Raw genomic sequence first — 12,221 nt, forward strand, 5'->3', positions numbered from 1 at the left:
CCCGGCCTGCGCCTTGGACGACCAGCAGCTCCTGCGCTATTCGCGCCACATCCTGCTCAACGAGCTCGGCATCGAGGGGCAGGAGAAGCTGCTGGCTTCGCACGCGCTGGTGATCGGCGCCGGTGGCCTCGGCTCACCGGTGGCGCTCTACCTGGGCAGTGCCGGCGTCGGCCGCATCACGGTGGTCGACCACGATGAGGTCGATGCCACCAACCTGCAGCGCCAGATCGCACACAACCTCGACCGGCTGGGCACACCCAAGGCCGAGTCGGTGCGCCACGCGATCGCCGCCATCAACCCCGACCCGCAGGTCACGGCCCTGGTGCAGCGCGCCGACGACGCGCTGCTGGACCAGCTGCTGCCCGGTGTGGATGTGGTGATCGACTGCTGCGACAACTTCGCCACCCGTCACATGGTCAACCGCGCCTGCGTGCGCCACGGCGTGCCGCTGGTCTCGGGCGCGGCGATCCGCATGGACGGTCAGCTGGCGGTCTACGACCCGCGCGACGAGGCCTCGCCGTGTTACGCCTGTGTCTTCCCCGAAGACGCCGGCGTGGAAGAAACGCGCTGCGCCACCATGGGCGTGTTCGCACCGCTGGTCGGCATCGTCGGCACCATGCAGGCGGCCGAAGCGCTCAAGATCCTCAGCGGACTGGGCTCGCGCCTGACCGGCCAGCTGCTGATGATCGACGGCCGCGACCTGGCCTTCAACACCATCGCCCTGCCCCGCCAGCCGCACTGCGCGGTCTGCGCTCAGCGCGGCGGCTGATCCTTCGCCTCCGGTCGCTCCGGCATCGGGCACGGACCGTTCCGCTTTCGGAACGCCCTCGGCTCCTCGACCACCGCCGCCGCGAAGATGCCCTTGCGCTCCTTGCGTGCCAGGGTCTCCTCGATGGCAAACGGCCCGTCGCTGTGCCGCCAGTGGTAGGACCAGGCGAAGCCCTCCCGCACCAGCCAGGCCGCGACGTCGTCATCGCGCACCGTGAGCCGCACCAGCGCCCGGCCATAGTCGTCGCGGCGCCGCTCGGTCACCGTCACCGTCTGCTCCAGCACCCGCCGCGCCAGCGCCTCCCGCGCGGCCAGGCCACCTTCCTGACAGCTCTCCGGCGCATCCACACCATCCAGTCGCAGCTTGCGGTAGGTCCCACCCGCCAGCGGCTTGACCCACAAGGTATCGCCATCCGACACCCGCGTCACCCGCGCGTCGTAGGCCTCGTCAAACCGGGGAAAGAAGGGAGCAGGAGCAGACTGCGCGAGCGCAGCCGAAGCGCCCAACAGCAGAAGCAGCGGCGCGAGAAAAGTCCAGAGCATCCGTGGAACCGGCTCCGCCGGGCCACAGGGTGCGTCCCCCCTCCGGGGGGAAGCCGCAAAGCGGCGCAGGGGGGTCATCTCTACACCGCCATGTACCGGCCCGGCCGGTGGTTGATCGCCAGCGTCATGTTCAGCACCACCGCACCCAGCACCGACCAGGCGATCTGCGCCGGCGCGCGCAGCGCGAACGCGGTCAGCACGATGGCGCAGTCCAGCCCCATCTGCAGGTGGCCGGCGCGCCAGCCGAATTTCTCCTGCAGGTACAGCACCAGCACGTTGAAACCGCCCAGGCTGGCCCGGTGGCGGAACAGCATCAGCATGCCCGCCCCCACCAGCAGACCACCCGCCACGGCCGCGAACCCGGGTTCCAGCGCACCGATCGAAATCCACCGTGGGATCAGGAGGGCCCAGAGCGAGAGCAGTCCGACGGCCATGAAGGTCTTGACGGCGAACGGCGCGCCCATGCGGCGCCAGGCCAGCCAGTAGAACGGCAGGTTGATCACGAAGAACCAGAGGCTGAAGCTCACCCCGGTGGCGTAGTGCAGCAGGAACGCCAGGCCGGCGGTCCCGCCGCTGAGCAGACCGACATGGCCGAACAGCACCACACCCAGCCCCACGAACAGGGTGCCGGTCAGCAGCGCCTGCAGGTCTTCGTGGGGCCGGTGGCGGGAGGGAGCGGCCCCGGCCGGGCGCGGCGGCGCGGCGGCGGAAGCAGAAGGCATGGCGGGAGACGGGGAGCTCATGGTGATCGTGAAAACAAAAGGCGCCCAGTGTCGCGCAGCGGGTGGGACGCCCGCTTGACGCAGGTCAGCGCCGTCCCCAGTTCTCGGGCGGTTCCAGGTGTTGGCCCAGATCCACCACCGGCACCGGATCGAGGATGGCATCGGCCCGCTGGGCCAGCAGCGATCGCTCCAGCGCCGCCACCGAGGCCTTCGCCCGCGGGTCGGTCACCCAGGCCCGCTCGTCGCGCTCCAGCCGCAGCGCATGCTCCCGGCGCAGCAGCGCCCTGGGTTGCTGCACCTGCAACCGGTAGAAGCGCCGCATCTGGTAGTGCAGCTGCAAGGTGTCGTCGTCCAGCGGCCAGTGGTCGTGCAGCAGGTAGGAGCCGTACATGGCGCCCAGCGCCGCGCTGGCCAGGATCTGGAAGCGCCCGTCCAGCAGCACAAAGCTGTTCGACTCCTCGTACGGGCAGTCGTAGGAGGTGATCAGCAGAAAGCCGTGGCGGCAGCGGTACTGCGCCTCCACCACGTAGCCCGGCAACTGCGTGCCGGTCGGCCGGCCCTCGAAGCGCAGCGCCGAGGTTTCCGGCCAGGTGTCGTATTCGCCGGGATGGGGGTCGAGCGAGAAGCCCTGGATCAGCTGCATGGACGCCGGCGATCCCTCAGCGGTGGAGCACCTTGGGCACCGGGTTGAAGCGCAGGCGGAAAGCGTCGGGCATGTCCGAGCCCAGCAGCGGCCGCAGGTAGAGGCGGAAGGCGTCGGTCACGTCGGTGCCGCTGGCGGTGATGAACTCGTCTTCCATCACCCGCGTCTTGCCGGCCACGGCCTCCAGCGGCAGCAGCTCGTAGTCGGCCGAGTAGAAGCCGGTGCGCTTGATCGCCACCGAGCCGTCCACGCTGCCCCACATCGCGAACTGCACCGCCTTCTCGCCCACCTCGCGCGCCTCGCGCTGGTCGACGTCGCTGACGCAGCCGATGAAGCTGCGCTGCAGGTAGCCGAAGGTGTCGCCGCGCACGCGCTTGATGCCCAGGTTGCGCTTGATCTCTTCGCACAGCAGGTCGGCCAGCGCGCCGCTGCCCGAGAGCTGCACGTTGCCGTGCGCGTCCTTCTCGATGTCTTTCGCCAGTTGCGTGATGATGGGCTGGCCCGAGGCGTCGTGGATGCCTTCGCTGACCGCGATCACACAGCGGCCATGGCGTTCGTACATGGCCTTCACGTCGGCCAGGAACTTCGGGATCTCGAACACGCGCTCGGGCACATAGATCAGGTGCGGGCCGTCGTCCGGAAACTTCTTGCCCAGCGCCGACGCGGCGGTGAGAAAGCCGGCGTGCCGCCCCATCACCACCCCCACGTACACGCCCGGCAAGGCCGCGTTGTCGAGGTTCGCACCCGCAAAGGCCTGCGCCACGAAGCGCGCCGCCGAGGGGAAGCCCGGCGTGTGGTCGTTGCCCACCAGATCGTTGTCGATGGTCTTGGGAATGTGGATGCTGCGCAGCGGGTAGCCGGCCTTGTGCGCCTCTTCGCTGACGATGCGCACCGTGTCGGAAGAGTCGTTGCCGCCGATGTAGAAGAAGTGCTCGATCTCGTGCGCTTTCAGCACCTTGAAGATTTCCTGGCAGTACTTCAGGTCGGGCTTGTCGCGCGTGGAGCCCAGCGCCGAGGCCGGCGTGCGGGCCACGGCTTCGAGGTTGTGGCTGGTCTCCTGCGTGAGGTCGACGAAGTTCTCGTCCACGATGCCGCGCACACCGTGGCGCGCACCGTAGATGCGCTGCACGTTCTGGAAGCGCCGCGCCTCCAGCGCCACGCCCACCAGCGACTGGTTGATCACGGCGGTGGGACCGCCACCCTGGGCAACGAGGATTTTTCCGGATGACATGTGGACCTCTGCGAATCGGTGCAAGTGTGCCCGCGCAATATAGCCTTCGGCGCCGCAGAGTGCGACACTGGCGTTCATGAAAACCTTTCACAACCCTGAACATGCGCGGCACCAGGGACGCGAAGAGATGTTTCGTGGCCGCATGGTGCCTTGCCATGAGGTGCCGGCCCGGCTGGACTACGTGCTGGCCGAGCTCAAACGGCGCTCGCAGGGCGGGCTGTTTCTGCCCGCCGTGAGCGACGCCGATCTGGACGCCGCGATCGGCCGTGTGCACGACGCGCGCTACACCCAGTTCCTCGCGGGAGCGTGGGACGAGTGGGTCGCGATGGACCCGGCGAATGCCCAGCGCGACGCCCTGCCCTCGGTCTGGCCGCTGGGCAACCGGCACGCCTTCCGCACCGACGTGCTGCCGCAGAACTTCGCGGCGCGGCTGGGTCTGTTTTCCTACGACTCGGGCTCGCCGCTGATGGCCGGCACCTGGGTCGCTGCTCGTGCCGGTGCGGCCTGCGCGGTGGCCGCGGCGCGCGAGGTGCATGGTGGCGTGCGGGCGGCGTTCGCGCTGACGCGGCCGCCGGGCCACCACGCCGGGCCGGACTTCTTCGGCGGCTACTGCTTTCTCAACAACGGCGCCATCGCGGCACAGGCGCTGCGCGACCTGGGCCATGCGAAGGTCGCCGTGCTGGACATCGACTACCACCACGGCAACGGCACCCAGACCATCTTCTACGAGCGGTCCGACGTGTTCACGGTCTCGATCCACGGCGACCCGGCGACCGAGTACCCGTTTTTCCTGGGCCACGCCGACGAGCGCGGCGCGGGCGCCGGCGAGGGCTTCAACCTCAACCTGACGCTGCCGCGCGGCACCGGCTTCCCGGCCTGGTGCGAAGCGCTGGACCGGGCCATCGAGGCGGTGGAGGACTACGGCGCCGACGCGCTGGTCGTGCCCATGGGCATGGACACCTTCAAGGGCGACCCGATCTCCGGCTTCACACTGGAGAGCGGCGACTACGACACCGTCGGCCGCCTGCTGGCCGCCGCCAGCCTGCCCACCGTGTTCACCTTCGAAGGCGGCTACGCGGTGGACGAGGTCGGCGTCAACGCCGTCAACCTGCTCGAAGCCTACTGCCGCTCGATCTGATCGCCGGTCACACCGGCCTCCAGAAGATGTAGTCCGCGCTGTAGCTCACCACGCGCTTGCTACCCATGGTGGCCGCGTCGCAGGGTGCGGCCGGCGCCACGCCACCGCGGGTCGCCACGCGCTGGATGTGGCTCACGCCCTGCGCCATGCCGCTGCCCATGGCCGGGTTGGCCTTGACCAGCTGCAGCGGGATGTTGGCGCCGCCGTTGGGCGCGACCGCCAGTTGCGCGCCCGTGAGCTTCGAGCCGTCATTGAGTTCCCAGGTGGCCGGCGGGCCGTAGTACTTGCCCAGCCGTTCGCCCCGGCGGCCCTTCAGGCCGGCATCGGGGCCAACGAAGACCCACTCGTACTGGCCGGCCATGTCTTTCTTGGCGCGGCATTCGTAGGTGATGTCACCCGCCGCGGCGGTTTCAAAAGCGACGCGGTGGCCGGCCGGCACCTGCACGGCGGCGGGCAGGTCGGTCTGCGAAAACGGTGCCATCGACGGGCCGCTGGCGCAGGCGCCGAGCGTAAGGGCGACGGCGCCGCCCAGGGCGGTGGTGAGGGACAGGCGGGAAGACATGGATCTGCTCCAGTGAAAAGAAAGAAGAAGGCACTCAGCGGGCCGGCTGGCCCGTGGCGAGCGATTGCAGGAAGGCCACGACGTCGCGCCGGTCGTCGGCCTCGGCCAGGCGGTAGCCCATGGCCTGGCCCGGCACCAGCGCTTCGGGGTCGGTGAGCCAGGCCATCAGCTTCCCGGGCGTCCACACATGGGTCGCGCGGGACAGGGCGGGCGAATAGGCGAAGTCCGCCTGCTTGCCCGCCACGCGACCGACCACCGTGCCCAGCGCCGGGCCGACGCGGTTCTCGTCCAGGCTGTGGCAGCCGCCGCAGCGCGACTCGAACAGCTGGCGACCGCGCGGGACGTCGGCGGTCTGGGCCAGCGCCACCGGCAGCACACCCGCCAGCAGCGACAGCCCCAGGCCGGCACGGAGCAAGGCCGCGCGCATCAGGCACCGAAGCTCAGGGCGCCACCGGGCAGCGGACGGCCCAGCGCGCTGGTCAGCACGGTGAAGTGCATGGTTTCGTCGGCCGCCAGCCGCGCGGCCACCTTGGCCAGGTCCTTGTTGCCCAGCGAGGGGATCACGCCGAGGTAGGCGTTGGTGGCGCCCAGCTCCAGCCGCGCGGCCAGGTCCAGCACATCGGCCTGGTTGCGCAGGGTGTCGGCCTTGAGCGCCTTGGCGTAGTCGTCCAGTTTCTTCTCGGCGACCGGCGTGCCGCCCAGTTTCTGGATGGTGGCGATCAGCGCGTCGCGGTGCGCCTTGTGGTGGCCCTGGAAGCTCACGGCCACGTCGAGCACCGGCTTCTGCAGCAGGCCGCTGCCGGCGCCGAGCTGGTAGGCGTTGATGGCCTCGTGCTCCAGGCCGAGCGCGACGTTGAGGATGGACACGTCCTTGGCGACATCGCCGGACATGCCCTGCGCCAGCGCGTCCTTGCCGGCCAGCAGCGCGACGGCCACCGCAGACAGGGCACCGCTGCGCTGCATGAAGCTGCGGCGGGAAGCGGGCGGGCCAACGAGTTCGGAAGCGGGAACAAACAGGTTCGACATGGTGGGGTCCTTGGTGGGTTATGGGAACTGAGCCGGTCACGCCATCGCGGCACCGACGTTCCAGATACGCGGCCCGACCGGCCCGCGGATTCAGATGGCCCCACAAAGTCCAGGGACATGCACGCCGCTGAATCCGGATCGCGAGCGGCTGCGTAAAGGATGTGTCGGGTCGCTGCGCCCGGCACCGATCCACCCCACCAGGCCCCAACATGCCCCACGCACCACTCCTCCACCGACACCGCATCCCGACCGCGGCCCTGCTCGCCCTGGGCACCGCCGCCCTGCTGGCCCATGCGCCCGCCCACGCCGACACCGGCAAGTTGCTGCTCACCGGCGGCGTGAGCACCATCGACGGTGCGGCCGGCGGCGGCCTCTCACCCTGGGCCCTGATCGGCAGCCAGGCCACGGCCGGCGAGACCGGCGTCTCGACCTACCTCAGCCACGCCCGCACGCAGGACTACCGCCTCAACGCCTACGGCGTCGCGGTCGGCCTGAACGACCGGATCGAACTGTCCGCCGGCCACCAGGACTTCGACACCGGCATCACCGGCACGCTGCTGGGCCTGCCCGGCCTGCATCTCAAGCAGGACATCCTGGGCGCCAAGCTGCGCGTGGCGGGCGACGCCGTGCTCGACAGCGACTCGCTGATGCCCCAGATCGCGGTCGGCGTGCAGGCCAAGCGCCTGGGCTCCTCCGGACTCGACGCCACGCTGAAGGCGCTGGGCGCCAAACGCACCGGCACCGACTTCTATGTCTCCGCCACCAAGCTGTTCCTCGCCCAGGGCCTGCTGGTCAACGGCACGCTGCGCGCCACCAAGGCCAACCAGGGCGGCCTGCTTGGCCACGGTGCCACGCTCGGCGGTGCGGACAACGGCTACGAACTGATGCCCGAACTCTCGGTCGCCTGGCTGCTGCGCAAGGACGTGGCCGTCGGCGTCGAAGTGCGCGCCATGCCCGACAAGCTGAACAAGGCGGGCGCCGCCGCCGGTCTGGGCAACGGCCTGCGCGCCGGCAGCTGGAAAGACCTCTTCATCGCCTGGGCGCCCAACAAAAACGTCTCGCTCACCCTGGCCTATGTCGACCTCGGCACCGTGGTCCCCGCCACCACGAAAAACAAGAAGCAGACCGGCGCCTACCTCTCGGCCCAGCTCGCCTTCTGATTGCCTTCCGACCGCCCCCACCTCTTCACGGATCTGCCATGAAACAGCTCATCACCCTCTGCGCCCTCTCGCTGCTGGCCCTGACCGGCGGCCCCGCCTTCGCCCAGTCCATGGACAAGGCCGCGGCCATCACCCCCGCCTCGGCCTACCCGGTCGCGCCCGCCGCCGGTCTCTTCGACGCCTTCGGCGGCCAGACCGGCATCCGCACCCTGATGAACGACTTCGTCACCCGCCTCAAGGCCGACCCGCGCCTGGCCGAAGCGTTCAAGGAAGCCAACGCCGCCAACCTGTCCAGCCAGCTGGCCGACCAGGTCTGCCAGCTCGCCGGTGGGCCCTGCGTCTACAACGGCCCCTCGATGAAGGAAGCCCACAGCAGCATGGACGTCACCCGAGCCGACTTCAACGCGCTGGTCGAAGTGCTGCAGGTCAGCATGGACGCCCGCGGGATTCCGTTTACCCGTCAGAATCAGCTCCTCGCCTTGCTGGCCCCGATGCACCGCGACGTGATCAACGTCCGCTAACAGGAGACTCCATGCGCCCCGCCACCCTTCTGGCCGCCTGCCTGCTGGCAGGCCTTTCCGCGGCGCAGGCCGCCACGGTGCAGGTCACCGTGCTGGCCCGCGACGGCAAGCCCCTGCCCGATGCGGTGGTGATCCTCGAACCGGCGGCGGGCCAGCCCGTCCCGGCGTCGCAACCGGTGAGCCACACCATCACGCAGGAGAAGATGCAGTTCGAACCGGCCCTCAGCCTGGTGCCGATGGGTTCGCGCATCCGCTTCGCCAACCTCGACCGCTGGGACCACCACGTCAAGGGCGGCGCGCCAGGCCTGCTGGCCGCCGGCACCACGGCCTTCGAGTTCCGTCTCGCCGGCCGCACCCAGGGACAGCCGACCCCCAGCAACGAAGTCCTGCTCGACAAGACCGGCCCGATCCAGCTGGGCTGTCACCTGCACGGCTCGATGCGCGGCTTCGTCTACGTCTCGCCCACCCCCTGGGCCGCCAAGACCTCGGCCGACGGTGTGGCGGTCATGCCGCAGGTGCCCGAAGGCGCCATGCAGCTGCGCGTCTGGCACGCCGACCAGCTGGTCGACCAGGCCAACGTGGCGGTGCAGGTGCAGCCGGTCACCAGCGTGAGCGTGCCCACGCTGATCCAGCCGCGCAAGCCGCGCCGCGTCCAGTTCGACTCGGGCAACCAGTACTGACGCCACCATCGCCCCCCATGGACGCTGACCAGACCCTGATTACCTTGCTGGACGAGATCGCACTGCGCGACGAGACCGCCCTCAAGTCGCTCTACGACCTCACCAGCGGCAAGCTCTACGGGCTGGCGCTGCGGGTGCTGGGCAAACACGAGTGGGCCGAAGACGCGCTGCAGGAGACCTTCCTGCAGGTCTGGCGCACGGCCGCCGACTACCGCGCCTCGCTGAGCCCGCCGATGGCCTGGCTGGGCCTGATCGTGCGCAGCCGCTCGCTGGACCTGCTGCGCCGGCGCAAGGTCGACCGCGAACACCTGCGCGACGACATCGACGACGGCCACGCCGACACCCTCAAAAGCGACACCCCCGACCCGATGGACACCAGCCTGGCGAGCCAGCAGGCCTGGGCCCTGCACCAGTGCCTGACGCGGCTGGAGAACAAGCAGCGCGAGGTGGTGAGCCTGGCCTACCTGCGCGACCTCAGCCATGGCGAACTGGCCGAGCAGCTGCGGCTGCCGCTGGGCACGGTCAAGACCTGGATCCGGCGTGGCCTGGACCAGTTGCGCATCTGCATGGCGCGCTTCGCGTAAAGGGACGGACATGGACATCCACCGCCACCCCGAACTGCTCGACCGCCTCGCCGCCGCCCATGCCCTCGGCACCTTGCGTGGCGGCGCCCGCCGCCGCTTCGAGACCCTGGCGCGCGAACGGGCCCCGGTGCGCGCGGCCGCCCTGATCTGGCAGAGCCGCGTGGCCAGCATGACCGAGCTGGAACAGCCGGTCGAGCCGTCGCCCGTGGTCTGGACACGGATCCAGAACCTGGTGCGGGCCGAGCGCGAACAGGCCGCGATGCTCGCCGCGGCGCAGGCGGCGTCCGCGACACCCGCCGGCGGCTGGTGGCGCAACCTCGCGCTCTGGCGCGGCGCCGCCGGCGCGGGGGCGCTGGCGACCGTGCTCGCCGTGGTCACCACGGTGGGGCTGCGCGACCGGCTGGGTGCGCAGATCAACGAGCTGCAGGCGAAGCTGTCGGCGCAGCCGCAGATCGAATACGTGGCGGTGCTGAACGACGACCAGGCCAGCGCCTCGATGCTGGTGACCTTCGATCCGAAGAACCGCCAGCTGACGCTGCAGCGCGTGGGCGGCTACCAGGAAGCGTCGGACAAGTCGCTGCAGCTCTGGGCCCTGCCGCCGGGCAGCAAGCCGCGTTCGCTGGGCGTGCTCACGCCCGAGAAACTGCTGCAGCTGGCGGCCGGCGAAGCGGATGTGCGCGCGGTGCCGGCGCTGGCGGTGAGCCTGGAGCCCAAGGGCGGCGTGCCCAGCGAGACCGGCCCGACCGGACCGGTGCTGTTCAAGGGCGCGCTGATCCAGAAGATGTTGTGAGTGGGGCCCACCCCTGCCGCGCTGCGCGCGACCCCCTCAAGGGGGCGGCACTGGCCGTCCGGCAAAGCCGGCCCGGCGGTGCCCTTGTGGAGATGGCTTCGCGCCTGGACCGGCGCTACTGCCTGGCAGTCCGCGTGTTGGCGGGCGGCAGCTGCGGGTGGCTGCTGCGCCAGGGGTTGATGTCCAGCCCGCCGCGGCGCGTGTAGCGCGCATAGACCATCAGCTTGGCCGGCTTGCAGCGGGCCATGATGTCCATGTAGATGCGCTCGACACACTGCTCGTGGAACTCGTTGTGGTTGCGGAAGCTCACGATGTACTGCAGCAGCCCTGCCTGGTCGATCTGCGGGCCGCTGTAGCGGATCTGCACGCTGCCCCAGTCGGGCTGCCCGGTCACCAGGCAGTTGCTCTTGAGCAGGTCACTGACCAGCACCTCTTCCACCGGCTTCTCGCCCAAGGCGGCGGTGAGGAACTCCGGGTGCGGCTGGTAGGTGTCGCACTCGACGTCCAGCCGGTCGATCGACACGCCTTCGAGTTCCTTCACCGGCTCGCACTCGAACAGCGGCGGCGTCAGCAGCCGCACGCCCGCGGCCGACTTGACGGTCTCGCCGTCCCAGATCGCGCGGCTCACGTCGTCGCGGATGCGGTCGCGCACCGCATCGGCACTGTCCAGGCGCGTGTTGTTGAAGCTGTTGAGATAGAGCTTGAAGGACTTGCTCTCGACGATGTGCGTGCTCTCGCAGGGCACGGTGATGTGCGCGATCGCGACCTGCGGCTTGCCTTTCAGGTTGAGCCAGCTCAGCTCGAACGCGGTCCAGAGGTCGGCGCCGAGAAAGGGCACGCTGCCACGGATGCCGATCTCGCTGCGCTTGGGTTCGCGCGCCAGCGGGAACAGCAGCGAGGGGTCGTACTGGTCGGCATAACTCGCGGTCTTGCCGAGGGGGGACTGGTCGGGGGTCATGCGTTGGGCCTTACTCGAACACGCGCTCGCGCATCCATTTGGTCGCCACCCACTTCTCGCCTTCGAGCACCGGCGCGCCGCCGTGCAGGCTCATGGTGCCGGGGTGCGGCCGGTTGTAGGAAAAAAACACCGCGTTGCCGCGCACCGGCGCGACCTCCAGACCGATGTCCGGAAAGGTCGTGCCGCCGCCGCGCGCGGGCTCGTTGAGGTACATCACCACCGTGCCGACGCGCTGTCCGCCGCGCTTGAGGATGGTCGGCGTGCCCGGCTCCTCGGGATCGAAGTAGTCGTAGTGCGGCTTGTATTCGGCACCCACCTGGTAGTTGAGCACCTGGATGCCTTCGCCGTTTTCCACCGGCCAGCCCACCAGCCGCGCGATGCGCGCCTCGATGCGCTGGATCAGCGCGCTCTCGCCGCGGCCGAAGAACATGCCGTTGCTGGTGCGGTCGGGGTTGAGCTCTTCACCGCCCGTGGCGGTCTGCACCGTGAGCGAACGCGCCAGCCGGGGCTTGGCGGCCGCGATCAGGGCCTCGCATTCTTCGTCGCTGAGCAGGCCACCGAGCACCACCACGCGCGGCTGCGACACCGACACGATCACGTCGACCATGCGGTCGCCCGCGTCCAGCCGGCGCGGCGAACCGCTGAGCACGATCTCGGGCACGCGCGCGGTCCCGTGCTCCTGCGCCAGCGCATGCGCCGGTGCGGGCGCGGCCACCCGGCCCGCCCCCAGCTGCTTGAGGTGCTCGCGCAGCGTCTGCTCCAGCGCCACCTCGGCCACCTCCGGCCTCCAGCCGGCCTTGACCATGGCTTCGAGCACGGCCTCGGGCATGCAGCCTGCGCTCGACTGCTCGATGATCCATTGGCGCAGTTCGGGGGTGACGGTCTGGGTCATGAT

At 69.9% G+C, this 12,221-nt stretch carries 16 protein-coding genes; 7 read left to right on the forward strand and 9 right to left on the reverse strand.

Going from position 1 to position 12,221, the window contains the following annotated elements:
* Positions 1-13: 13 nt before the first annotated feature.
* The gene (locus tag ACS5NL_RS05170) at positions 14-769 is read left to right on the forward strand and encodes a HesA/MoeB/ThiF family protein (protein WP_439352580.1); all 756 of its coding nucleotides are present in this window, start codon (positions 14-16) and stop codon (positions 767-769) included.
* Here the strand turns inward: ACS5NL_RS05170 and ACS5NL_RS05175 are convergent.
* The 4 genes from ACS5NL_RS05175 to ACS5NL_RS05190 all read right to left on the reverse strand — a co-directional run bounded on the left by ACS5NL_RS05175 (position 754) and on the right by ACS5NL_RS05190 (position 3,907).
* Positions 754-1,311: a thermonuclease family protein gene (locus ACS5NL_RS05175; protein WP_439352581.1), complete on the reverse strand. Its 558-nt coding sequence runs from the start codon at positions 1,309-1,311 to the stop codon at positions 754-756. The two genes, ACS5NL_RS05170 and ACS5NL_RS05175, sit on opposite strands and share 16 nt — an antisense overlap.
* 80 nt (positions 1,312-1,391) lie before the next feature.
* A complete protein-coding gene (locus ACS5NL_RS05180) occupies positions 1,392-2,054 on the reverse strand; it encodes a YitT family protein (RefSeq protein WP_439352582.1) in 663 nt (220 codons plus the stop codon).
* Positions 2,055-2,118: 64 nt separating this feature from the next.
* Complete coding sequence (locus tag ACS5NL_RS05185; protein ID WP_439352583.1) at positions 2,119-2,676, reverse strand: hypothetical protein; 558 nt, start codon at positions 2,674-2,676, stop codon at positions 2,119-2,121.
* Between the two features lie 16 nt (positions 2,677-2,692).
* Positions 2,693-3,907 carry a 6-phosphofructokinase gene (locus tag ACS5NL_RS05190; protein WP_439352584.1) on the reverse strand — a complete coding sequence of 405 codons (1,215 nt, stop codon included), beginning with the start codon at positions 3,905-3,907 and terminating at the stop codon, positions 2,693-2,695.
* A gap of 76 nt (positions 3,908-3,983) precedes the next feature.
* On the opposite strand from ACS5NL_RS05190, the gene ACS5NL_RS05195 reads away from it, so the two are divergent.
* A complete protein-coding gene (locus ACS5NL_RS05195) occupies positions 3,984-5,045 on the forward strand; it encodes a histone deacetylase family protein (RefSeq protein ID WP_439352585.1) in 1,062 nt (353 codons plus the stop codon).
* A 7-nt stretch (positions 5,046-5,052) separates the two neighbouring features.
* Here ACS5NL_RS05195 and ACS5NL_RS05200 read toward each other — a convergent pair whose 3' ends face one another.
* The 3 genes from ACS5NL_RS05200 to ACS5NL_RS05210 are packed head-to-tail and all read right to left on the reverse strand — an operon-like array spanning position 5,053 to position 6,633.
* A complete protein-coding gene (locus ACS5NL_RS05200) occupies positions 5,053-5,607 on the reverse strand; it encodes a DUF3455 domain-containing protein (protein WP_439352586.1) in 555 nt (184 codons plus the stop codon).
* A gap of 34 nt (positions 5,608-5,641) precedes the next feature.
* Positions 5,642-6,034, reverse strand: coding sequence for a c-type cytochrome (locus tag ACS5NL_RS05205; RefSeq protein ID WP_439352587.1), 393 nt, complete (start codon positions 6,032-6,034; stop codon positions 5,642-5,644).
* On the reverse strand, positions 6,034-6,633 hold the full coding sequence (locus ACS5NL_RS05210) for a ferritin-like domain-containing protein (protein ID WP_439352588.1): 600 nt from the start codon (positions 6,631-6,633) through the stop codon (positions 6,034-6,036). The genes ACS5NL_RS05205 and ACS5NL_RS05210 overlap by 1 nt, the downstream gene beginning before the upstream one ends.
* 209 nt (positions 6,634-6,842) lie before the next feature.
* Here ACS5NL_RS05210 and ACS5NL_RS05215 point away from each other — a divergent pair, with 209 nt between their 5' ends.
* The 5 genes from ACS5NL_RS05215 to ACS5NL_RS05235 are packed head-to-tail and all read left to right on the forward strand — an operon-like array spanning position 6,843 to position 10,368.
* Positions 6,843-7,793, forward strand: a complete 951-nt coding sequence (locus tag ACS5NL_RS05215; protein WP_439352589.1) for a DUF3034 family protein — start codon at positions 6,843-6,845, stop codon at positions 7,791-7,793.
* A gap of 38 nt (positions 7,794-7,831) precedes the next feature.
* Entirely contained in the window at positions 7,832-8,314 is a 483-nt protein-coding gene (locus ACS5NL_RS05220; protein ID WP_439352590.1) for a group I truncated hemoglobin, read from the forward strand.
* Positions 8,315-8,325: 11 nt separating this feature from the next.
* Positions 8,326-8,994 (forward strand): cupredoxin domain-containing protein, encoded by a 669-nt coding sequence (locus tag ACS5NL_RS05225; protein WP_439352591.1) that lies wholly within the window; start codon positions 8,326-8,328, stop codon positions 8,992-8,994.
* 17 nt (positions 8,995-9,011) lie between these two features.
* Positions 9,012-9,578, forward strand: coding sequence for a sigma-70 family RNA polymerase sigma factor (locus tag ACS5NL_RS05230; protein ID WP_439352592.1), 567 nt, complete (start codon positions 9,012-9,014; stop codon positions 9,576-9,578).
* Positions 9,579-9,588: 10 nt separating this feature from the next.
* Entirely contained in the window at positions 9,589-10,368 is a 780-nt protein-coding gene (locus ACS5NL_RS05235; protein WP_439352593.1) for an anti-sigma factor, read from the forward strand.
* Positions 10,369-10,483: 115 nt separating this feature from the next.
* Here the strand turns inward: ACS5NL_RS05235 and queF are convergent, their stop codons facing one another.
* Positions 10,484-11,326: an NADPH-dependent 7-cyano-7-deazaguanine reductase QueF gene (queF, locus tag ACS5NL_RS05240; protein ID WP_439352594.1), complete on the reverse strand. Its 843-nt coding sequence runs from the start codon at positions 11,324-11,326 to the stop codon at positions 10,484-10,486.
* A gap of 10 nt (positions 11,327-11,336) precedes the next feature.
* On the reverse strand, positions 11,337-12,218 hold the full coding sequence (locus ACS5NL_RS05245; protein WP_439352595.1) for a 2OG-Fe(II) oxygenase: 882 nt from the start codon (positions 12,216-12,218) through the stop codon (positions 11,337-11,339).
* Positions 12,219-12,221: the final 3 nt, after the last annotated feature.

Source organism: Hydrogenophaga sedimenti (assembly GCF_051857515.1).
In the GTDB taxonomy this organism is placed as follows: Bacteria; Pseudomonadota; Gammaproteobacteria; order Burkholderiales; family Burkholderiaceae_C; genus Hydrogenophaga.